A 22058-nucleotide genomic window follows, 5' to 3' on the forward strand; every position below is an offset into this window, starting at 1 on the left:
TGAAAATTTTAACCTTAAACCTCGTTTGTTAAAATACTTCTTACTTTTTCTAAATCTTTAGGTGTATCAACAGATAAAGATTCCCCATCTACCATTGTAACTAACACCTTTTTATTATTTTCTATAAATCTTAGATGATCTATATCTTCAATTTTTTCATGTTCTCCCATAGGAGTTTTAGAGTAGAATTCAAGTGCTTCTTTATTAAAACATTCAACACCTATTAACTTTTTGTATTTAAAATCAAGTGTACCTTTTGGATAAGGAATAACAGAACGGGACATATAAATAACTGTACCATTTCCTAAGGTAGTTAATTTTATATTCGCAGGATCCATAGTTTCTACTGGATCCGTTAATTCTCTCATTAAATACCCTGCGTAACACCCATTTGATTTTTGCCTAGGTATAATTTTTCGAATATTATCAGGAAGTATTAAAGGTTCGTCTCCATTGACACAAACATAGTAATCAGCATCCTTTACGGTAGCCACTTCAGCAATGCGAAGTACATGATTTTCATGTTCTTCACTCGTTAAGATTGTTGGAATTCCCAGCTTTGAACATGTTTCTACTATTCTGTTATCATCTGTAGCAACAATTACTTCAAAAAACTCTTTAACCTGTATTGCTTTTTGAAAGGTCCACCATATCATAGGTTTACCATGAATATCTGCTAGGGGCTTACCTGGGAACCTAGTTGATTTATATCTTGCCGGAATAATACATAAAATTTTCATAGATAGGCCTCCTCGAAAAATGTTCTGTTAGTTTAAGTTATTTATTTGCGTAATTTAAGTTATATAATACAACACTCTCTACTCTAATCCTGACTAATAGTGTTGAAAATATCTTGGAAAATACTTGGAGTTAAAAAATTTATTACTATCTCTTTGTTTAGATTTTTATTAAAGTCTATTAACATTTCGTTAATTTCATTATTTATTTGTTCAAAATTTCCAGAGCTGTATCTCGATTCTAATTCTTCGTTATAATAACTGTAATTATCATTACTATTAAAACCATCAAATCCTGCAATAGTAATATCCTTTACATCTAACTTACTTAATAACCTTAACAGCATTACTATAGAATTATCATAATATCTCCATTCTCTCTTTATTAAACTGTTGTAATCTACAATGTAACTTTTTAAATTATCTATTACTTGTAAGTTTGAAGTAATTATTTTTGTAGTTGTGTAGAACAAATCACTGTCTATTTGCTTCCCAAAATCCATCCTTTTTTTATTATTATAAAAAACAAAATCTATAGGAATTAAATTAGTTAAATGATTTATACTTATTACAATTGGAGACTCATTCTGTACTTTTTTGATTATTTCAGATGTAAAACTATCAATACTTTTCCCAGGAGCTAGGAGGAAAACTGATTTACTTTTAAAGATTTCTTTTAAATCTTCAGTTACTTTTTCATCATTGAATTCATTAGTAAAATATTTTTGATATAAAAGTTCCAACTCATCATAATCATATCTTTTTCTAAGATTCGGATTGAGCGAGTCTATAATAATTCTTAAATCTTTTGTATTTATATTGTGTTTATCCATCAAGTATTCAACATTATGAACATGAGAACCATGAATTCCTGCAACAAAATAAGGAATATTATATCCCCATGTATATTTCTTTAAAAATTTATCCATGTGTACATCCACTAAATCTAATAAAGCATTTATATTATAATTATGGTCATATTTCTTATTTAAATATGAAACAATTAATTCTGTTGGAGTATTACCTGCCCCTCTCCCCATACCACATACAGTGGAATCAATGATAACTTCTCTCTCTCCAAAGCTTATCTCAGAAAATTTTTGAGAAAGTGCAACTGATAATTGTAAATTATTATGTGAATGAAAACCTAGTTTAATATTTTCTTCAAGATTATTATTTATTAAATAGTAAATTCTTATCAAATCTTCTATATACATAGATCCAAAAGTATCAACTATTGAGAATGCATAAGGTTTAATTTCATTAACTTTTTCAATTAACTCTAATAATTCTGCATCTGAATACCCAAGAATATCTACAGGTTGAATATATACTTTGTAACCTTTATTAATTATTTCTTCAGCAAGCCCTAATGCCTTAAAACGGTCTTTTTTAAAAAAGCAATCTCTTATAGCATCCACCCCTTCACCATTATAGCGTGTTAATTTTTCTATGCTATATCTTCCGTAATCTACCATAACTACAAATGATGTCTTTAGTTTTTTTTCTGGCAAATACATATTAATTTCTTCGATTTTATTATATGTTGTAATACCTGGTCTATAATCTATATCTTTCAGAAATCCACACTCTATTATATCGATGTTAGCTTCACAAAGTTTACCTATTATACCTTTAATGGTTCTTTCTCCAAAATCCATATTAACAATATAACCACCATCTCTTAAAGTACAATCTAGAACTTTAACATGACTCATATAATTACACCCTGTATATTAACCTTTTAATTTATTTTATCTTCTAATAAAAAATCTAAAAACTCTCTAACAGCTCCTTCTCCACCTTTAAAACTAGATATAAAATCAACACTTTTCTTTACTAAAGGTGCTGCATCAGATGGACAACCAGTGATAGCACATAATTTTATACATTCCAGATCGTTTTCGTCATCTCCTATGTACGCAATATTCCCGTATACTAATTCATATTTTTCAACAATACTTTGTAGAATTTCCTTTTTATTATTGATATTTTGAAATACTTCATCTATACCTAATTCTTTCATTCTTATATTAAGAATATCAGAATATCTTCCAGTAATAACAATAGGTTTTACACCAAGATGATTCAATTGTTTAATTCTAAGACCATCTTTTACATTAAATACCTTTAATTCCTCTCCTTGTACTCCAAAATAAACTTTCCCATCAGTTAATGTTCCATCAACATCAAACACTACCAATTTTATCGCATTTTTATCCAATATTTTTTCTCACTTTCTAAAATAGATTACAATTTATTTTAAAATTAGTAGAGGTCTAAACCCCCAACCTTTACCTATTAATGTTTGTATTTGAAATGTAAAATTATTACCTTCTCCACCTCTAGCTACTGCATATTCGTCAAAGGAGATTTTATTATTGTTAATTTGATTATTCAAAATTTTATTAAATGGATGTGTAATACCTTTTTCAGGCTTATTCTTCGTCCAAGATACATTATTTTCAGTATTCCAATTAAAAGAACTCTTAATATAATTATTCCACTCATTATTAACAGGTAATACTTTATGTTTGCTTCTTTTATTCAAATTATTTTCTTCTATATAAGAATTCCCTCCATCTAGAAGACTAATTATATTAGGTAAATTTTTTAGCAAATTTATATTACCTTCAATTACTCCGTTTCTTTCTAATTCAAGCCAAGAAATATAATTCTGCACATTACGATCCGCAATCAGTTTCTTATTACCATTGTTCTCATCCACCATAATAAAATAAAAATCTCCACTCGGTTCAGGTGTACCCTCGATAGATAAATGCAATGCAATTTCTTCCCCTAAACCGCTAAATTCCCCAACTGTATTATATTTTGCCTCATAATAACATCGAATACGTTTACCAATTTCTAAATCTTCTATTCGTTCAACCTCATGAATATGATAAGCACGACCATCTTTATTAATGGCAATGCCCATAAAGCTAAAATCTGGATTTTCCGATACAATTTCTACTGTCACTTCATGCATTATATTTTTCAAATTTAACTTTTCAAATAGGATTTGCTGCTGGAATGTACCATATAGTTCTTTATTAAAAGTATCTTCAATTTTCACTAAGTTTGATTTTCCATCAATTGTTACTTTTAATTCCAATAGCTCTTTAGCATGATTCGCCCCCAGAATTTGTAATTTAGTACCTTTAAATTTAAAAATAAGCTGGGTTTCAGAATTTACTGTATCAACACTAAAACCATATCTTTCAAGCTCAATCTCTTTTTTCTCTTCTTCATTCTCTTCAGTATTTTGAACTTCAAAATTCGTTTGAATTTCTAAAACCTGCTTTTCCCAATTACCTTCAAAATGGAAAATCCCTGATGTTGATTCATAATATTTATAACTGTTACTAACTCTCAGCGGTCGATATACTTTTACATGGAAAAAAGGCGCTAGCTTTTGATAAGCATCAATCGTTAATAACAAGTACTTGCGATAAATCTGCACCGAAGCATATAATTTCTCTGTTAACACAGGCATTTTATTGCAAATGCTTAAATCTGAATAAAATTTACTTTCATAGTATTGGATCACTGGCATGATAAGTGTATTGACAAAATGGTTTTTCTTAAATATCTCGAAGCGTGCATAAAAATTTTTTAAAATAGTATCTATTTTTTTAATATCCATTGATTTGTGATAAGTCTCTAAATCGGTCAAAATCTCCAGCATTTTATTGATCAATTTAGGAAAAGCTTGGCTACCTTTTTCTAAGTTTAGTAATTTATCTTGGTTAGCCTTTCTCCCATGATGCTCTAGCTGTTCCCACCAATTAGCTGGTACAACTTTTTCTATTAATTCATGCTGTATAATACTTTCAAGCGTTTGAAAAGGAGCATTTGCAATTTTAGCTCCACCAATCGTAGTATTAACAATATTGATATTTGGTAAAGTTGAAATGTAAAGTTCCATTTCTCTCCGCATTAAATCAAACGTCGGATTTGTCTGGACTTGGCTTCCATGTACAGATTCCACATTAAACACAGCAACTAGATCTTTCTCAAATAATTCGCCGTCTACTTGTTCTGGTTCTTCACCTGTTCGTTCTTCTTTTGGTGTCCACCTCGTTATGCCCTTTGCATAAAATTGATTACCTTTATAAGCAAAGTTTTGACCGACTAATATGATTTTACCAACATTTAATTTGTATAATAATTGCAGTGTCACATTGGCTATTGTTGCTGAATCGTTAATAGTTACCGATTGTACATTATGTAAAATAGGCGTTAACTTATCCTTTTCCACTACAAAATGTGCAAGTGGACCTGGGAAGGTTTGCACTGTTTCATACCCTACAGTTGTACCATACAGTAATGGAATATCGTTTATTTGTTTTTCTCGTAGCTCTTGAAACACCATATGGTTATGTGACTGTGGGTCATAAGACAAAACAGCATCAGGCTGAATATTATTTGCAATTAATGCTCGATTGGCTGATCCTACTGCAAAAATAAAAGCAAGTCCGTTTTTTTTTATATGACGTATATTCTCTATCTCATCTGACAACGATGGCCCTGCTGAAACAAGTAGCACTGGTTTCCCTTTAAAGATGTTATTTTTCTGTTCTAAAATATTTGGAGTTTCAAAAGTCGATTTGATATTCATTAACATATTGATAGCCCAACGATCCTTAAATTTCGCCTCAACTCTTGTATTACTATATTTATCTTTCAAAAAGCGCCGATACAACTCAGTAAAGTTTGAATATTCATCTTTAGCGATTTTCTCATATATAGGAAGCTGAAGTAGAAAGACTCTTTGGGCAAAATTAATACTAAAATTACTTAAATGCATAACTAAGTCTCTTTCAGTATGCTCCACATATTGGTTAGCAATCCCCTCTATTGAAACCCCTATCCGATCTGCATTCTTTTTAAATTCCTCATATACTTCCACAATCGGCTCATAGACTGAAATTATTTTTTCAGGGTATTTCATTTGTACTTCTTTTACATGGTAGCCTAATCCCACACCATAAAATAAAACATGGTCAGAGGCCTTCAATTGTGCTGCATTTGCTTCGATAAAACGTTGTGCCTCGTTAACAGGATTATATTTACTATGTATCGGAAGCATATGGCCATCATGCTCTACCTGTATAACTGGTAGGTTTTGTTTACTTTGCAGTAATTCAATTTTTTTATGTGCCAACTGACTTCCCTCCCTTTTATACTTGTCCTATACCGTAATACTGCCAGTTCGTTTGTATTTCCTTATGATTGCTTAAAAAATTGCGTCCATCAAATAAAACTTTACTATGGACTAATTGACTTATTTCTGACCAATCCACTGTTTTAAACTCATCCCATTCCGTTACTAAAAGTATTGCTTCCGTACTATCTACACATTGTTGAATAAATTCTGTTGAAGTTACACCTATTGTAGTCGCCTCTCTAACAATTGGATCGTAGACTGTAATCTCTGCACCTCTATTTTTAAGCTGTTCTATTAAATATAATGATGGTGCTTCTCTTAAATCATCTGTATTTGGTTTAAAGGAAAGTCCTAGAATGGCTATTTTTCTTCCAACTACATTGTCGTTAAAATGCTGCATTACCTTTTCTAAAAATAATTGACGTTGTTTAGTGTTCACTTGTATTGCTTTCTCAACAATTGTCAATGGTGCGTCATTTTCTTTTGCTAAATAGGCTATTGCCTCTGTATCTTTTGGGAAGCAAGATCCTCCGTAACCAAGTCCTGCATTTAAAAATGCGCGCCCGACACGGTGATCCATCCCCATACCATCTGCTACGTCAGCTACATTTGCCCCTACTGCTTCACAAAGATTAGCAATCTCATTAATATAACTAATTTTCACAGCCAAAAATGCATTCGCAGCATATTTAATCATTTCGGCACTTTTACGATTCGTACGTACAATTGGTAAACTTAATGGTTTAAACAATTGTTCAATTATACTGCCACTTTTTTCAGTCTCTGCCCCAATAACAATTCGGTCTCCATGAAACGTATCATGAATCGCATGACCTTCTCTTAAAAATTCTGGATTTGAAACGACTTCTACTTTTACATTAGCTACTATATTTTCTTCAATAATCGATTGAACTAAATCGTTTGTGCCCACGGGAACAGTACTTTTCACCACAACAATTGTATCGTTCACAATATGTAATGCTATATCTTTTGCAGCTTGTTTAATATAGGTTAAATCTGCGGCACCACTCTCACTTTGAGGTGTACCAACAGCTATAAATACGATTTCAGCATGTAGAAAAGCATCTACGTGATTCGTCGTAAAAGTTAATCGATTTGCTTCAATATTTTTGACCATTAATTCATCTAGCCCTGGTTCATAAATAGGGGATTTACCCGCCTTTAGTTTGTTCACCTTACAATCATCAATGTCAATACAAGTCACGGTATGACCTATCTCAGAAAGAACAACCCCTGTGACAAGCCCTACATATCCAGTACCAATAACAGCTACATTAGTCATCCTTTTTCCACCTTATCTACCACTTGTCTAATATAAGCAAACACTTCATCTTTTAAATCTTCACGCTCTAACGCAAAATCAATTGTCGCTTGGACAAAGCCAACTTTACTACCACAATCATATAGCTTGCCCTTCACATCATGAGCTACTATACGTTCAGAATGGTTAAGTAATTCTATAGCGTCTGTTAATTGGATCTCACCACCAGCACCTGGCTGCGTAACCTTTAGTGCATTAAAAATGGTAGGTGTTAGAACATAGCGTCCCATAATCGCTAAATTAGATGGGGCATCCTCAGCCTTTGGCTTTTCTACAAACCCTTTTACCTCAATGGCTTTTCCATCCTCCACCTTACCAGCTGGATCAATCACTCCATATTGATGGACGACACTTCTATCAACAGCTTGTACACCGATTACTGAAGCTTGTTCATGTTCATATGTTTCAATTAACTGTGCTAGTGCAGGTGTTTCAGCTTGTAGAATGATATCCCCTAATAGTACGGCAAATGGTTCATCACCAATAAAGCGGTGAGCACAATAGATAGCATCCCCAAGACCTTTCGCTTCCTTTTGGCGGATATAATGAATATTTGCCAAATTTGAAATGGCTTGGATCTCGTCAAGATCTTGCCATTTACCTTTTTTTGTTAACAGCTCTTCTAATTCATACGTTTTATCAAAATGATCTTCAATAGCTCTTTTATTACGTCCGCTAATAATAATAATATCCTCAATACCCGCGGCTACTGCTTCCTCTACTATATATTGAATAGTTGGTTTATCAACAATCGGTAGCATTTCCTTAGGTTGTGCCTTTGTGGCAGGTAAAAAGCGTGTACCGAGACCAGCAGCTGGAATAACCGCTTTTCGTACTTTTTTCATTTACACTCGCTCCTTGAAATAAGCAATTGTTTTTTCAAGCCCTTCCTCTAACATCACTTTAGGCTCCCAATTTAGTAAACGTTTTGCTTCATCAATTACTGGCTGACGTTGCTGTGGATCATCCTGTGGTATTGGCTCATATTGCAACTGCATTTTTTTTCCTGTACCTTTAATAACCTTTTCTGCTAGCTCTAACATTGTAAATTCATTTGGATTACCTAAATTTATGGGACCTGTGATTTCTTTCGGTGTAGCCATCAATCTTAAAAATCCTTCAATTAAATCATCCACATAACAAAATGATCTTGTTTGTAAACCATCTCCATACACTGTTAATGGCTGGTTTTGTAAAGATTGAACAATGAAATTACTAACCACTCGTCCATCGTTAGCATCCATTCGAGGACCGTATGTATTAAAAATCCGAACAATTTTGATTTCTATATCATACATTCTTGCATAATCAAAGAATAATGTTTCAGCTCCACGTTTTCCTTCATCATAACAACTACGTATGCCAATTGGGTTAACATGTCCCCAATAATGCTCTGGTTGAGGATGTACTAATGGATCTCCATAAACCTCTGATGTAGATGCTTGAAAAATTTTCGCCCCTGTTTGACGAGCTAGTTCAAGTAAATGCAATGCACCGAGTACACTTGTCTTAAAGGTATGGATAGGGTCAGCTTGATAATGCACCGGACTGGCAGGGCATGCTAAATTATAAATTTCATCTAAACATCCTAATTCAGGAGGTGGTTCTGTAATATCGTGCTTTATAAATGTAATGTTCTCTTGTATATGTTGAATATTTCTAAGTGATCCAGTTTGTAGATTATCCAGACAAATTACATCATGACCTTGTTCAACTAAGCGATCAATTAAATGGGATCCTAAAAAGCCTGCGCCACCTGTTACTAAAATACGTTTCATTGCTAACCTCCAAATTTCTTTTGATGCCAGTTCCACGCAGTTAAAATAATTTGTTGTAAATTAAATTGTGGTTGCCATCCTAATACTTCCCTTGCTTTTTCAGCTGATCCAATTAGCTTAGCAGGATCTCCCTCCCGTCTGTTCGTAACAATATACTGAATTGGTAGGTTCGTAACTCGTTCAGCCTCTTGAATTATTTCTAATACTGAATAACCTTCACCGTTTCCTAAATTTAATTTCAAGTTACTAGTATTTTTATGTAAATAATCTACTGCTCGATAATGTGCATCTGCTAAATCTATTACATGGATATAGTCTCGTATACAAGTACCATCATGAGTATCAAAATCGTCTCCAAATACAGAAATAGTTTGTCTTTTACCTATAGCGACATCCAAAACTAAAGGAATTAAATGTGATTCAGGTTCATGCCATTCTCCTATTTCACCTTCAACATCTGCACCGGCTGCATTAAAATAGCGTAATGCAACATATTTCAAACCATATGCATGAGAATAATCATCCATTACTTGCTCTATCATTAGTTTTGTCCGTCCATACGGATTAATAGGTTTCTGTGGATTTCTTTCTGTAATTGGTAATTCCAATGGATTACCATATGTTGCACATGTTGAAGAGAATACGATGTTTGTCACATTATGCGCTAACATTGTATCTAATAATTGTATAGAATTCACAACATTATTTTGATAGTATTTTGCAGGCTGTATGACAGATTCTCCTACATATGCAAACGCAGCAAAGTGAATAACAGTATGGATTTGCGGATAATGATTAAATAGATTCTCTATATCTACTTTTCTGGCTAAGTCCCCTTCTACAAAAGGAACTTGTTCTGGGACAAACTCGCGATGCCCTGTACTTAAATTATCAAAAACCACAACTTCTTTTCCCTGCTGCACTAAATACTTTACAGTGTGCGATCCTATATAGCCTGCTCCTCCAATTACAGCAATCATCTACATACCCTCCGCTAATTTACGTAACTCCTCAACGGTTAACCAATCGTTATTATTATCACTTGTATAAGCAAATCCATCTGGTAAGGCTTTCCCGCCCTCAGCATATTTTTTGGACCACCATGGAAATTCTGGTTGGATTATATAATAGTCATCAAATTCAACGGTATGCCTTGCATCATCTTCCATAATCATTGCCTCATGCAGTTTTTCACCAGGGCGAATGCCCATAATTTCGATTTCACATTCGGGAGCAATAGCACGTGCTAAGTCCATAACCTTCATGCTAGGAATCTTCGGTACAAAGATTTCTCCACCATGCATGCGCTTTAAATTATCGAGTACGAATTGAACACCTTGGTCAAGCGTAATCCAAAAACGTGTCATCCGTTCATCCGTTACTGGTACTCTTCCTGTTTCTTTAACTTTTTTAAAAAAAGGAACAACACTGCCACGGCTACCCACAACATTTCCATAACGTACAACAGAAAAACTAGTTTTTTTATCCCCTACATAGGCATTTGCTGCAACAAAAAGTTTATCTGATGCTAATTTTGTAGCACCATATAAATTCACGGGTGCACATGCCTTGTCTGTAGACAGTGCTATCACTTTTTCTACGCCGCAATCTATAGCTGCCTCAATAATATTTTGTGCACCATGAATATTGGTTTTCACAGCTTCAAATGGATTATATTCACAAGCATCTACATGCTTCATTGCTGCTGCATGAATCACAATATCGACACCATCAAATGCACGATGTAATCGATCCTGATCACGCACATCACCAATAAAGAAACGCAAACGATTGTCCGTAAATTCCTGTTTCATTTCATATTGTTTCAGTTCATCACGGCTAAACACAATAATTTTTTTAGCTCCCTCTGTTAATGCCTTTTTAATAAATTTCTTTCCAAAGGAGCCAGTACCTCCAGTAACTAAAATGACTTTATCTTTTACAGTCACGTTTTTCCCTACCTTTATGTATCAGTTTTCTATCTTTTCAAAAATCCACTCAGATGCACTTGCAAACATTGGTGCAATTTCATATTCAAATAAGTCCGCTACAGTGACAAAATCGCTAATTTCTAATGCATGATTTATTTCATTTAGCATATCAAGCGCTTCTTTTGTTTGACTATTGACTTTGTAGTTTTGTTCAATCATATAATGCTCCACTGATACTAACCAACCCATTCCTTCACTTAAATCGATGATTATTTGTAAAGCGTCTGCTTGTTGGCCAATACGTAACATGTTAGCAATTTGCTGGCAGCCCTGTTCAATTCTTATAACATATTCATAATAGGATTGTTGTGTCTCTTGCATTAATTCATTCATGAATAAATCCTCCCATTCTCTACTTACTATTATATCGGTTTTTTTTCTTAATTATATAGGGCGATAACACGAAAAAACCTTGCGACATAAAAGTCGCAAGGTTGAAATTATTAGTAGGATTAACCTAATAATTGAAGAACGCCTTGTGGTTGTTGGTTTGCTTGAGCAAGCATAGATTGAGCAGCTTGCATTAAGATGTTGTTCTTCGTGAATGCCATCATTTCAGCAGCCATATCTGTATCACGGATACGAGACTCAGCAGCTGTTAGGTTTTCAGAAGATGTACCTAAGTTATTGATAGTGTGCTCTAAACGGTTTTGAACCGCACCTAGTTTAGAACGCTCGTTAGATACTTTAGATAGAGCTTTATCAATAGTTGATATTGCTTTATCAGCTGCACCTTGTGTAGAAATATCAATACCTGTTTTTTCAGTAACACTTGTAGCTTTATTTACAGTTTGATCTGCTTGTACAGTAGCTGAACCTGTAATTGTACCTGTTTCTTTTACAGATAAAGAACCTAATTGTTTTAATGCGTCTACAACATCTTGGTTACTTGCAGTAATTGTTCCGCCTGCTTCTTGAGCTAATTTAATAGTAACAGTTTTACCATCGTTACTCATAGTTGCAGTTGTTTGAGTTACTGCTTTACCTGATGGATTAGTGTCTACAGCTTCATACTTTATAGTAAGATCTTCTCCAGTACGATTGCTTACAGTTGCACCTGCAATACCCGTTAAGGCAGTGGATGCACCCGAAAGACCTGCAACATCTAATGCTTCAGCATCTAATTCTGCAATTTCCAGTTTAATATTTTGACTTGAGTTAGCACCGATGTGGAATGTTACAGCATTTGATGAACCAGAAAGGTCACCGTTTAAAAGTTTACGTGTGTTGAACTCTGTATCTGTAGAAATACGAGTAATTTCTTGAGATAATTGGTCCATCTCTTTTTGTAATTCTGCACGGTCTTGAGCAGTGTTTGTATCGTTTGAAGATTGAACTGCTAATTCACGCATACGTTGTAGGATAGAGTGTGTTTCGTTAAGTGCACCTTCAGCAGTTTGGATTAATGAGATTGAGTCTTGGGCGTTTTTAGTAGCCATGTCAAGACCACGGATTTGTCCGCGCATTTTCTCAGAAATTGCTAAACCAGCAGCATCGTCACCAGCACGGTTGATTTTGAAACCTGAAGATAATTTCTCAAGGTTTTTAGAAGCTTGAGTGTTGTTAAAGCCAAGGTTACGGTGTGTGTTTAAAGCTGAAATGTTGTGTTGAATTCTCATTTGGAATTCCTCCTTGAATAATAGTTTTTGTCATCTCACATCCATGTGAAATGTTGTTGGATTAGGTTGTATTGTATGTACTTCCTGCCCCTACACTATCTATATCGTATCTATTAAAAATAGTTTAATAGTATTACAAAAAATATTTTATTTTTTTCTAAACAATTTGATTATAAATTTCTAAATTGCTCCAATAGATTTGAAGTAGTTGACAGCGCTTCTTTATTTTGCTCTTGAATCGCCTTAAAAACTTCAGATCGATGTACTTTAACAGTTTTAGGTGCAATTATCCCTAGCTTTATTTGATCTCCGTCTATAGCTAAAATTTTGATTTCTATTTTATCACCAATCATAATAGATTCATCTTTTTTTCTAGAAAGCACAAGCATCATTTAGCACTTCCTTCCAAGGAGTGCATTGGGAAACGTAATGGATAAGCTTTACTATCCTGTAAAACAATCTGCTTACCACATTTTTGTTTAACATTAATAACAATGGGTGCTAATAAATTCATCGTTGAATCTTGAAAGGTTTCTTTCAAAGTTACAATGGAGTAAGTAATAACATCTTCTTCGTTTTCTATATGTAGCTGTTCTTTATCTTCGTCACTAATTTTAAAACTATAGTTTTTTTTAAATACAAAGGGGTAGGCAACAACAAAACCTATCTCTACTTTGTTCACTGACTGTAATACCGCGAGTGGTAGATTAGCATCAATCGGTAGAAGAACAAATTTTTTTTCATCTTCTAGCCCTAGTAAACCATGTTCAAATGTAAGTATCTCTTGTTCAGTAACTTCTACTTCACCTATAAATTTTGTGTTTAGCTTCATTAAGCGTTGACACTCCTTTATCAATAACATCAATTTCCACTTTAGGTCTTTGAACCATTGTACCAGTTACTTTACCAGGTGTGTATTCATGAATAGGTTTACTCACTTTTGCGTCAATAATGGGTTCTCTTCTTTGGATATTAACGTCAGTTGTGCCTGGTGTGTAATCTATTTTTACTGATCCTACTGATGGTACAAATTTAATATTGAATTGCACACGATGGGGTCCATGATTTTGCTTGGCGATATTTTGAATAGTCGCTCGTCCCTGCCCTTTTCCAGCTGACATCATCATTTTTCGTCCTTCACTCGCACGTCTTGCAGCTCCACTCAAAGCAGCCTGTTGACCTTCTTTAGCGGCATTTTTTGTGGCTTCAATCGGTCCAATTATCCCCAGGTCTCGTCTTGCTTGCGAAGAATCAATTATTAATACACCTTTTGTAGTATTGATTTCTAAAATGGCTGCTGGTTGCTCAATATGTTGCGTAGCCTTTGGTTGTTCAATGTGCTGGCTGGGTTTTCCAATATGAAGATCTAGTTTGGCATCTGTTGTATGGATTTGAATTTGAGGGAGTCTCATATCTTTTTCTCCTTTTAATAAAAGCGTTTGGATTTAAATAGTCCAAACGCTTACTTTCAAATTTTTAGCGAATAAAATCAACTAATGTTTGTTGAATAATTCTTGACCCTACAGAAAGTGCAGCCTGATGTATGGACTCTGACGTCACCATTTCTGTAATAGCCTTTGAGTAATCAACATCTTCATTGTTCGATAGTTGTTTAGTAACGCTAATTTCCCTAATTGATAAACGATTTTCCATTAATTCAACACGGTTTTGTCGTGCCCCAACATTTGCTTGGGCTTCTAGCACTTTATTGTGCATATTAGTAATATCATCTGACTTACTATCCGTTGAAAACCCACCCAACGCTTCACTAATTTCAGCACCTGTAGCAGGTCTCGGTACAGTTTCGGGAGGAACAATGCGTTCTGGATCTAATAAATTAGAAATTTTCCCCATTAACGTATCGATATTACCAAATAAATCTGCACCAGGAGTATTCACTTGTAACGTTATTCCATCATAAACCTCTATTTGTACATCCCCATTTGGGGAAGTTATTTCATCTGCAGTACCAGCATTAATATTCGTTCCGTCATAAAGTTGATAATCAGCATTAATTATTTTTAAACCATCTGGGTTTGGTGGTGTAGCTTCTACAAACAATGGTTTACCAGTATTCGTCCCACTAAAAATATAACGATCAGCAATTTTAGTATTTGCTACGTCTTGAATTTGTTGACGAATTTGATCAATTTCTTCCTTTATTTTCGCACGTTCGTCAGGTGTATTTGTATCATTAGAAGCTTGAATCACTAGTTCACGTACACGCTTCATTTGCTCACCGACTTGGTTAAGTGACTCGTCTGTTGTATCAAGCCAATTATTTACTTCATTCATATTCCGTGTATACTGCTCAACTTGACCTAAATCACGACGATATCCCATTCCTTTTACAGCAATCACTGGATCATCGGAAGGTCTAGTGATTTTTGAACCAGAGTTAATTTGGTCTTGCAGCTTGGACATTTTGCCATAGCTTCGATTTAAGTTTAAAAGCATGTTATTGGATAACATCGATTGTGTTACGCGCATGTTTGTAAAAACTCCTTTCTAGTGTTTTTATAATCCTACTCGACCCATTCCATTTATGATTTTATCTAATGTTTCATCGACAACTGTGATCATACGAGCATTCGCGTTATACGCTTGTTGGAATGTAATCATGTTTGTCATCTCTTCATCTAAAGAAACCGAGCTAACCGACGCACGACTGTTAGAAATTGACAATAGTAATGTTTCAGATGTTTTGTTTAAACGATAAGACTCTTCACCATCTGTTCCCATCTTCCCTATCATTCCTTGATAGAAAGAGTTGAAAGTTGCCCCATCTAAGTCACCTGTTGTTATCGTTTTCCCTAATATAGTTACTGTTCCGCCATTTTGAACCATCGACTGAAGATTCGCCAGCTCAATAGCCCATTTACCATTTCCTTCTTCATCCTTTTGAGAAGAAGCAGCTAACTTGGATGGATCTGCAGTAAGGTCATCATTTACTTTAATATTCCCTGCTGTTATGACGCCCCCAAGAGGATTTGTTGTAAAGAAATCAGGAATACCCAGATTACCTGATAAATCATATCCTTGTGCATGCATAGCATTAAATACTTTGGCAAATTCAGATGCTAATTTATCTAATTTAGCAATTGTTTCTGGGTAATAGCCTTGATTTGCATCATGGCCATAAGAGTCAATTAGTGATAAAAGCTTCCCTTTGCCTGGTTCCAGTTGATTGTATGTAACATTCCCTGAATTAGTATTTCCTGACCCAGTTATAGTAATGTTATTGAATAAATTTGTTAAATCATTACCATCGATTTGATTTGTACCACTATTAACTGCAATACTGGCAAAGTCCTTACCATCGACTAACTTAATTTCCGTCGTTGTACCATATGGTTTAAAAATGATCGTAACGCTGCCTTCAGCTACATCACTTGCCAAACCACCCGATTCCACATTTTTGATTGATACAGGGATGTACTCATTTAATTCGTCAATTAAAATATCCCGCTGATCATATAAATCATTAGGCACAAGTCCATTTGGCTCCACTTCTTGTACTTGCTTATTAATCGCTGCTATTTGCTTTAAAATAGAATTAATGCGGTCTGTCGCTACTTTTATTTCATTTCCTAAATTCCCTTGAATTCGCTTCAACTGGGTATCCATGTAGTTAAAGGATTCTGCCAAATGGTTTGCACGCTCAATCGCTACCGTTCGTGATGAACTCTGTTCTGGATTCGTACTAACGTCTTGAAGTCCCTTCCAAAATTGCTCTAACGCTGCATTCAAACCAAATTGTGATGGTTCATCAAGAATATCTTCCATTTGTGAAATCGCATTGGAACGAGATTCCCAATACCCCAACTTGTTCGTTTCCTGACGATACTGGCGATCAATAAACTCATCGCGAATACGTTGGATAGATGTCGCTTCGACACCAGTCCCTAGATGGCCAGGATAGTAAGGTGAATTTAATCCAGCCGTTGGGAAACCTGGTGTTGCCTGCATATTTACTCGTTGACGAGAGTAGCCTAGTGTGTTGGCGTTGGAAATATTATGACCTGTTGTATATAAAGCAGTTTGCTGTGTGAAGAGGCCACGTTTACTAGCTTCTAAGCCCATAAATGTTGAGCGCATTTTTCTTCCTCCCTTGTTATGCTTGTGAATCGAAATATGATTTTTTAGCTATGGTATTAGTTCCACGTACTTCGTTGCTGGAATAGTTCATTTGCTCTGTACGGGGTCTTACTGCATCTAATGTTAGGTTGACGATTTGTAATGATTGGAAAACGAGTTTTTGATTTAGATCATTTTGTTTTCGTAGGTCATTGATAATTTGCATTAAACGTTCGCGAACTGCTGAAAGTGTTGCTTTGTCTGCTTGTTGTTCAGCAGCCTCGATGACATCCGCGACAGTTGTTTTGTCAGATGAAGCAAGTCCCTTTGCTTCAAGGTAGTCCGTTACCTGTTTCTGACGCTGTTGCTCGAGCTTATCGATGGCCGCTACATGTGCCTGCTCGTCCTTGAGCAATTGGTCTAAAGCTTCGATATCGCCACTTTTAATAATTTCTGTTTTTTTAAAGGCTAGTTCGAGTAAGCTTTTATGCATTCTCTCTAGCATTGTTAGTGTAGAACTAATTGCTTCTACAGACATATCGTTATACACCCTTTCTGCTATTCCCTAGAAACGATAATATTTCAGCATATCCTCTGCCACTTTACGAGCGTCTACTTTGTATTCACCAGAAGCGATATCCTTTTTCAATTGTTGAACATGGTTTGCTCGCTCTGTACTGTATGTTGAAACCCCTTGCATTTCCTGCGCAGCCTTTGAAATTTCAATTTTATCGGCGAAAGATGCCTTGTTTGTATTTGATTTTGCATTGCGTACTTGGTTTTTATAGGCGTTTACTGCATTAACTCCATAAGATGTAATTTTCATTTCAATACCCCCCATCTCTAAATCCTATCTTACTATTATTTCGGATTGTCTCACATAATGTTAAGTTTTCACATAGAAAAAAGTGTGCTAATTTTGTTTAAAATTAACACACTTAGCGTAATTAACGTTTACGATCTGAGTGATAGGTTACACGGTCACGTTCTTCAACACTTTGGCGAAACTCTTTGGCAGCTTCAAATGTCCGTAAGTCTGCTTTTAATTCATCTTGACATTTCGAGCAGAGCTTTCCTGTAGTCGTTAGATGACCACAGTTATCACATGGATAGCCTAGGTTTGGAAACATAGCTGGCTGTAAACGGCCTTTACGAACCCATTTAAACAGTAAGTCTTTATCTGCCCCCGTTGCTTCCACAATTCGTTCTACTGTTGCCGCACGGTTTTCACGTTTACGTAAGAAACGATAAACGATTTGATAAAGCTCCTCCTCTGATTGTGCACACTTATGACACACTTCTCGGACTCCCGTATAATTAAAAAATTCATTACATTTCGGACAATTACGAACCTCTGCCATTGGCCTTCCTCCTCTTTCTAGAAAACTTATCTACGAATGCTGTCTCATTAACTATTATACATAATGTATTGGTATTTTCATCCTTCAATTAATGTGAAGTATTGGACATTTTTAGCACCCGATTGCATTAAAACATGTTCAGCATGCTGTAAAGTTGTCCCCGTAGTTTTTATATCGTCAAAAAGAAGATAATTTTTATGTTCGACTTGTGCACCCTCCTTTAAGCGAAAAAGTGGAGCTGCTTGTATACGTTGCTCTCTATTTTTGGAGCTTTGGGTTTCTGTCGTTGTCTTTTCTAATAATTGTATAAAAGGAATATGCGCTGCCTTTAATAGTTCATCAGTATGCGAGAATGTACGCTCCTGTTGTTTGAGAGGGTGCATTGGAATGGGTAGAATTATCGCTTTTTCTTTGGTGAGACGATTATGAAGCTCCTGCCGAAATACCTTTGCAAGAGCCACATCTTGAAGAAATTTTAACTGGTGTAAGTAATCCTTCATCGCCTCATTATATTGATAAAGGGATGTAGCAGATTGAGAAGGTACAAAACGAGCGACACATCTTTCACATATAGTCGGCGAGAATTGCTTGGTTAGAATCATTTTCCAGGAAATAGTTATTTTTAACGATTGGGTGCACATTAAACAATGAGATTCTATTTTATTCATTCAGAAAATCCCTTCTTATTATAAAATTGAATTTTTGCGCATGCCTCATCCATCTCTGCCGTGATGCCGTGATGAAAGAATAAGACCTCCCCATCTGGAAATTGAACATCTCGTCCAACTCGGCCTGCAATCTGAATGAGTGCATTGGCGGTAAATATCAATGATTCTGCCCCAATAACAGCCACCTGTACATTGCTGATTGTAATGCCTCTTTCTAATATCGTAGTGGTTAATAAGCCCGGAACTTCTTTATTTCGTAGCTTTAACACCTTCTCCTTCCGCTCAGGGTCAGCTGCATGTACAGCTAATATGTCTTCATTTAACTCTTGAACAAGAGGTGTTGCACGTTTCATTAAATCAATTGTCGGGAAAAATAGTAAAAAGGGGTCCTTTTGGTGTAAGCGCTCCTCTACCCACTTTTTTAACCTTTTAGGGATTTTACCTCGCTTGAAGCATTTTTCATAGCCCCATAAAGAACGCACTTGTGGGACTGGTAATGGATGATTATGATAGCGTTTTGGAATAAAAGAGTAGCTTTCTTGCTGGAAAGTATGGAGTAATGCTGCTGATGGGGTTGCTGTCACAAATACCAGAGGAGCCTTTTCCTTTTTAGCCTTTTCTACTGCTCTTTGAAGGGTTTCATCAAATGTATAAGGAAAAGCATCTGCCTCATCTACAATAATGACATCAAATGCCTTCTCAAATCGATAGAGCTGATGGGTTGTTGCTATAACAAGCTGTGCATAGCCATTTTGGTAAGGTGCTCCACCGTATAAAGCATGAATGGTTGTTTCAGGAAAAGCCTGTTGAAAGCGTGGATACAGTTCTAACACTACATCTGTCCGTGGTGTAGCAATACAAACTCGTAGCCCTCGCTTTAATGCATCATACACAGATGGGAAAAGTAGCTCTGTTTTGCCTGCACCGCAAACTGCATGAATTAAATGCGAGCGTTTTGCTTTCATACTTGCTAAGGTTTCATTTGCTGCCTGTTGCTGGAGTTCGGTGTATTGCCCTGCCCATTTTAATGAATGCTTGTTAATTTTTATCGCCTTGGGGCCTGTCCAAATCATCAATTGTGTACAGCTACTGACTCTCCCCATCTTAATACAGTGTCGGCAGTAGACACATTGTTGCTGACATTTTGAGCAATCGAATTGTGTGAATAAATGTGGGTCTGTATTGTGACAACGATTGCATTTTATAGCTGGCTTCATTTGAATTCCTTCTATTATACTGACGTATTTTCGCTGTATCGCTTTCTCAAGATCTACGGATGAAAATGGAGAATGATCTTTTAACCAAATACGCCCTTCATGAAAATCACGTAATGCTGGTGGTAACAACCAACCCCTATACCTCATTACATTCTCTCCCTTCATAGAAAAAAGTCTCTACTTTGGCTGTAGAGACTTCTGACAATTCGTTATTTTTTTGTCCATCCTAAGCCCATCGACCCTTCACCTAAATGAGTACCGATAACAGGGCCAAAATAGCTCAATTTAAAGTTCACGTTCGGGTACGTTGCGGCTAATTGCTCTAGCCATTCTTGCGCTTCAGCAGGGCAATTGCCGTGAATGACAACAGCGTCCATCGCTTCATACTTTTTGGCATCCTCTGCTAGCAATTCTTCAGCACGCTTTAATGCCTTTCTACGTGTTCGGATTTTTTCGAAAGGTACAATTACCTTGTCCACGAAATGTAAAACAGGCTTTACTTGCAATAAACCACCAATTAATGCTGCGGCAGAAGATAAACGCCCACCACGCTGTAAATGTGCTAAGTCGTCTACGATGAAGTAAGCTCGGATATACTGCTGCATGTCCGCTAATGCTGCAAGTATGTCTTTCGCTGAATAGCCCTCTTTCGCCATTTCAGCCGCTTTTAAAACGTAAAAGCCTTGAACAGCACAGGATATTTCACTGTCGAAGGTATAAACATTAATGCCTTCCACCATTTCACCAGCCTGTACTGCACCTTGGTATGTTCCACTAATACCGCTCGATAAATGGATAGAAATTACCTCATCGTAATCCTTTGCAAGCTCATCAAAAAGAGCGACAAATTCTCCGATTGGAGGCTGTGTTGTTTTGGGAAATTCTTTGGCACCACGCACCTTATCATAAAATTCAGATGCTGTAATATCTACCTCTTCTGCAAATAATTGACCTGAGATATTGACACTTAAAGGTATCATGTGAATGTTTAAGCGTGCACGTTCCTCAGCTGTAATATATGCAGTACTATCTGTTACGATTGCCGTCCTCATCCATGTCCACTCTCCTATGATTCTTAGTTTACAATCTATTTCTTATTGGTGCAATTGTTGTTGCCATCACTTTGCTTTCATACAAACTACGAAAAACAAAAAGAAATGAATGTGAAATGAATGACGAACGCCGAATTCACGTTCTCGCCCTTCTAGAGTTGTGCTAGTAAGCTAGCTTCCATTTCACATTCATTGTCTATGTATAATAGGCATATCTTCACTCAATTCTTATGTTGAATGAAGATAGCTCCTGTTAATTTCCTGTACTTGACTGTGAGTCATCACCAATATAAAAGACACTTGTCACTTTCCAATCATTGTCCTCTTTCACAAAGACTGTTACCTGACGTCCTGCACTTTCATGTTCGACATTTGTCTCAAGCTGAAGTGAGTGCATTTTCATGTTGGCAAATACTTGTGCCTCTTTTGAGTCATACTTTGCAATTGTTACATTCTCTACTTCACGCTTAATATCAAATTGTTCAAATACTTCTGTTGCATATGTTTTTTCTTCATCGTATTTAAAACCCTTTGGATTTTTCGAGATAGTATTCATATAACGATCAATTTCTTCAGCATTTAATGCAGCAATATACTCATCAAAAGATGCTAAAATAGCCTTTTCATCTTCCGCTGGTACATTATCAGCCTTTTCTACGTTTCCACCCATCATTTCAAAGCCAACTGTACCATCCTCTATTACTTTATCTCGTTCTTCATCACTCATCTTCTCATCTTTATTACCACAGGCAGTTAACACTAATAAGATTAGAACTGCTAGAAAACTTTTCTTTAACATCAAAAAACCTCCCGCGCATATTGTAGCATATAAATGCTTTCGTAGGAATTTTGTTGTGCATTTTCAACATTTAGGTGCTACATCTTCCTTATGACGCATTAGGCTGTAAAATGTTGCATGATCTGCTAGTTATCATGTTCATACAAATGAATAGTAATGTTACAAAATTGTGAATGACCTATTCATCATTGTGTAGGCTCAATGCAAATTATTACCAAAAAATAATAAAAAACTGTTTTAAAAACTA

The 22058-nt window shown here is 35.6% G+C and carries 23 protein-coding genes; all 23 read right to left on the reverse strand.

Translation table 11 applies throughout. The features are described from left to right. Positions 1 to 14: 14 nt before the first annotated feature. The 23 genes from CD31_RS08190 to CD31_RS08300 all read right to left on the reverse strand — a co-directional run bounded on the left by CD31_RS08190 (position 15) and on the right by CD31_RS08300 (position 21811). Positions 15 to 740: a 3-deoxy-manno-octulosonate cytidylyltransferase gene (locus CD31_RS08190; RefSeq protein ID WP_036076778.1), complete on the reverse strand. Its 726-nt coding sequence runs from the start codon at positions 738 to 740 to the stop codon at positions 15 to 17. Positions 741 to 823: 83 nt separating this feature from the next. After that, the gene (locus CD31_RS08195) at positions 824 to 2455 is read right to left on the reverse strand and encodes an aldolase catalytic domain-containing protein (protein WP_036076780.1); all 1632 of its coding nucleotides are present in this window, start codon (positions 2453 to 2455) and stop codon (positions 824 to 826) included. 26 nt (positions 2456 to 2481) lie between these two features. Further along, complete coding sequence (locus tag CD31_RS08200; RefSeq protein WP_036076781.1) at positions 2482 to 2961, reverse strand: KdsC family phosphatase; 480 nt, start codon at positions 2959 to 2961, stop codon at positions 2482 to 2484. Positions 2962 to 2994: 33 nt separating this feature from the next. Further along, positions 2995 to 5904: a motility associated factor glycosyltransferase family protein gene (locus tag CD31_RS22725; protein WP_052125355.1), complete on the reverse strand. Its 2910-nt coding sequence runs from the start codon at positions 5902 to 5904 to the stop codon at positions 2995 to 2997. Positions 5905 to 5920: 16 nt separating this feature from the next. Then, entirely contained in the window at positions 5921 to 7210 is a 1290-nt protein-coding gene (locus tag CD31_RS08210; RefSeq protein WP_036076783.1) for a UDP-glucose dehydrogenase family protein, read from the reverse strand. Beyond that, a complete protein-coding gene (gene galU / locus CD31_RS08215; RefSeq protein WP_036076785.1) occupies positions 7207 to 8094 on the reverse strand; it encodes a UTP--glucose-1-phosphate uridylyltransferase GalU in 888 nt (295 codons plus the stop codon). Before galU ends, CD31_RS08210 begins: the two co-directional genes overlap by 4 nt. Continuing rightward, positions 8095 to 9027 carry a UDP-glucuronic acid decarboxylase family protein gene (locus CD31_RS08220; protein WP_036076787.1) on the reverse strand — a complete coding sequence of 311 codons (933 nt, stop codon included), beginning with the start codon at positions 9025 to 9027 and terminating at the stop codon, positions 8095 to 8097. A gap of 2 nt (positions 9028 to 9029) precedes the next feature. Then, positions 9030 to 10007, reverse strand: a complete 978-nt coding sequence (gene galE, locus CD31_RS08225; RefSeq protein WP_036076789.1) for a UDP-glucose 4-epimerase GalE — start codon at positions 10005 to 10007, stop codon at positions 9030 to 9032. Beyond that, on the reverse strand, positions 10008 to 10976 hold the full coding sequence (gene pseB, locus CD31_RS08230) for a UDP-N-acetylglucosamine 4,6-dehydratase (inverting) (protein WP_036076791.1): 969 nt from the start codon (positions 10974 to 10976) through the stop codon (positions 10008 to 10010). 21 nt (positions 10977 to 10997) lie between these two features. Continuing rightward, complete coding sequence (locus CD31_RS08235; protein ID WP_036076792.1) at positions 10998 to 11351, reverse strand: DUF8042 domain-containing protein; 354 nt, start codon at positions 11349 to 11351, stop codon at positions 10998 to 11000. A gap of 119 nt (positions 11352 to 11470) precedes the next feature. Beyond that, positions 11471 to 12637 carry a flagellin N-terminal helical domain-containing protein gene (locus CD31_RS08240; protein WP_036076793.1) on the reverse strand — a complete coding sequence of 389 codons (1167 nt, stop codon included), beginning with the start codon at positions 12635 to 12637 and terminating at the stop codon, positions 11471 to 11473. 170 nt (positions 12638 to 12807) lie between these two features. Continuing rightward, positions 12808 to 13026, reverse strand: coding sequence for a carbon storage regulator CsrA (gene csrA, locus CD31_RS08245; protein ID WP_036076837.1), 219 nt, complete (start codon positions 13024 to 13026; stop codon positions 12808 to 12810). Continuing rightward, positions 13026 to 13469, reverse strand: a complete 444-nt coding sequence (gene fliW, locus CD31_RS08250) for a flagellar assembly protein FliW (RefSeq protein ID WP_036076795.1) — start codon at positions 13467 to 13469, stop codon at positions 13026 to 13028. Before fliW ends, csrA begins: the two co-directional genes overlap by 1 nt. Next, complete coding sequence (locus tag CD31_RS08255; RefSeq protein ID WP_052125356.1) at positions 13441 to 14049, reverse strand: DUF6470 family protein; 609 nt, start codon at positions 14047 to 14049, stop codon at positions 13441 to 13443. Before CD31_RS08255 ends, fliW begins: the two co-directional genes overlap by 29 nt. A gap of 64 nt (positions 14050 to 14113) precedes the next feature. Then, positions 14114 to 15127 carry a flagellar hook-associated protein FlgL gene (flgL, locus tag CD31_RS08260; RefSeq protein ID WP_036076797.1) on the reverse strand — a complete coding sequence of 338 codons (1014 nt, stop codon included), beginning with the start codon at positions 15125 to 15127 and terminating at the stop codon, positions 14114 to 14116. A 27-nt stretch (positions 15128 to 15154) separates the two neighbouring features. Next, positions 15155 to 16735: a flagellar hook-associated protein FlgK gene (gene flgK, locus CD31_RS08265; protein ID WP_036076799.1), complete on the reverse strand. Its 1581-nt coding sequence runs from the start codon at positions 16733 to 16735 to the stop codon at positions 15155 to 15157. A 16-nt stretch (positions 16736 to 16751) separates the two neighbouring features. Further along, positions 16752 to 17252: a flagellar protein FlgN gene (locus tag CD31_RS08270; RefSeq protein WP_016994953.1), complete on the reverse strand. Its 501-nt coding sequence runs from the start codon at positions 17250 to 17252 to the stop codon at positions 16752 to 16754. A gap of 27 nt (positions 17253 to 17279) precedes the next feature. Continuing rightward, entirely contained in the window at positions 17280 to 17540 is a 261-nt protein-coding gene (gene flgM / locus CD31_RS08275; protein WP_016994952.1) for a flagellar biosynthesis anti-sigma factor FlgM, read from the reverse strand. A 121-nt stretch (positions 17541 to 17661) separates the two neighbouring features. Beyond that, on the reverse strand, positions 17662 to 18075 hold the full coding sequence (locus CD31_RS08280) for a TIGR03826 family flagellar region protein (RefSeq protein WP_036076801.1): 414 nt from the start codon (positions 18073 to 18075) through the stop codon (positions 17662 to 17664). Positions 18076 to 18152: 77 nt separating this feature from the next. Further along, complete coding sequence (locus tag CD31_RS08285; RefSeq protein WP_036076803.1) at positions 18153 to 18743, reverse strand: ComF family protein; 591 nt, start codon at positions 18741 to 18743, stop codon at positions 18153 to 18155. Next, on the reverse strand, positions 18740 to 20125 hold the full coding sequence (locus CD31_RS08290) for an ATP-dependent helicase ComFA (protein WP_036076806.1): 1386 nt from the start codon (positions 20123 to 20125) through the stop codon (positions 18740 to 18742). Before CD31_RS08290 ends, CD31_RS08285 begins: the two co-directional genes overlap by 4 nt. Positions 20126 to 20169: 44 nt before the next feature. After that, positions 20170 to 21012 carry a DegV family protein gene (locus CD31_RS08295; RefSeq protein WP_016994948.1) on the reverse strand — a complete coding sequence of 281 codons (843 nt, stop codon included), beginning with the start codon at positions 21010 to 21012 and terminating at the stop codon, positions 20170 to 20172. 253 nt (positions 21013 to 21265) lie between these two features. Next, the gene (locus CD31_RS08300; protein ID WP_036076809.1) at positions 21266 to 21811 is read right to left on the reverse strand and encodes a DUF3225 domain-containing protein; all 546 of its coding nucleotides are present in this window, start codon (positions 21809 to 21811) and stop codon (positions 21266 to 21268) included. Positions 21812 to 22058 lie beyond the last annotated feature (247 nt).

This window comes from Lysinibacillus boronitolerans JCM 21713 = 10a = NBRC 103108, assembly GCF_000772935.1.
GTDB lineage: Bacteria > Bacillota > Bacilli > Bacillales_A > Planococcaceae > Lysinibacillus > Lysinibacillus boronitolerans.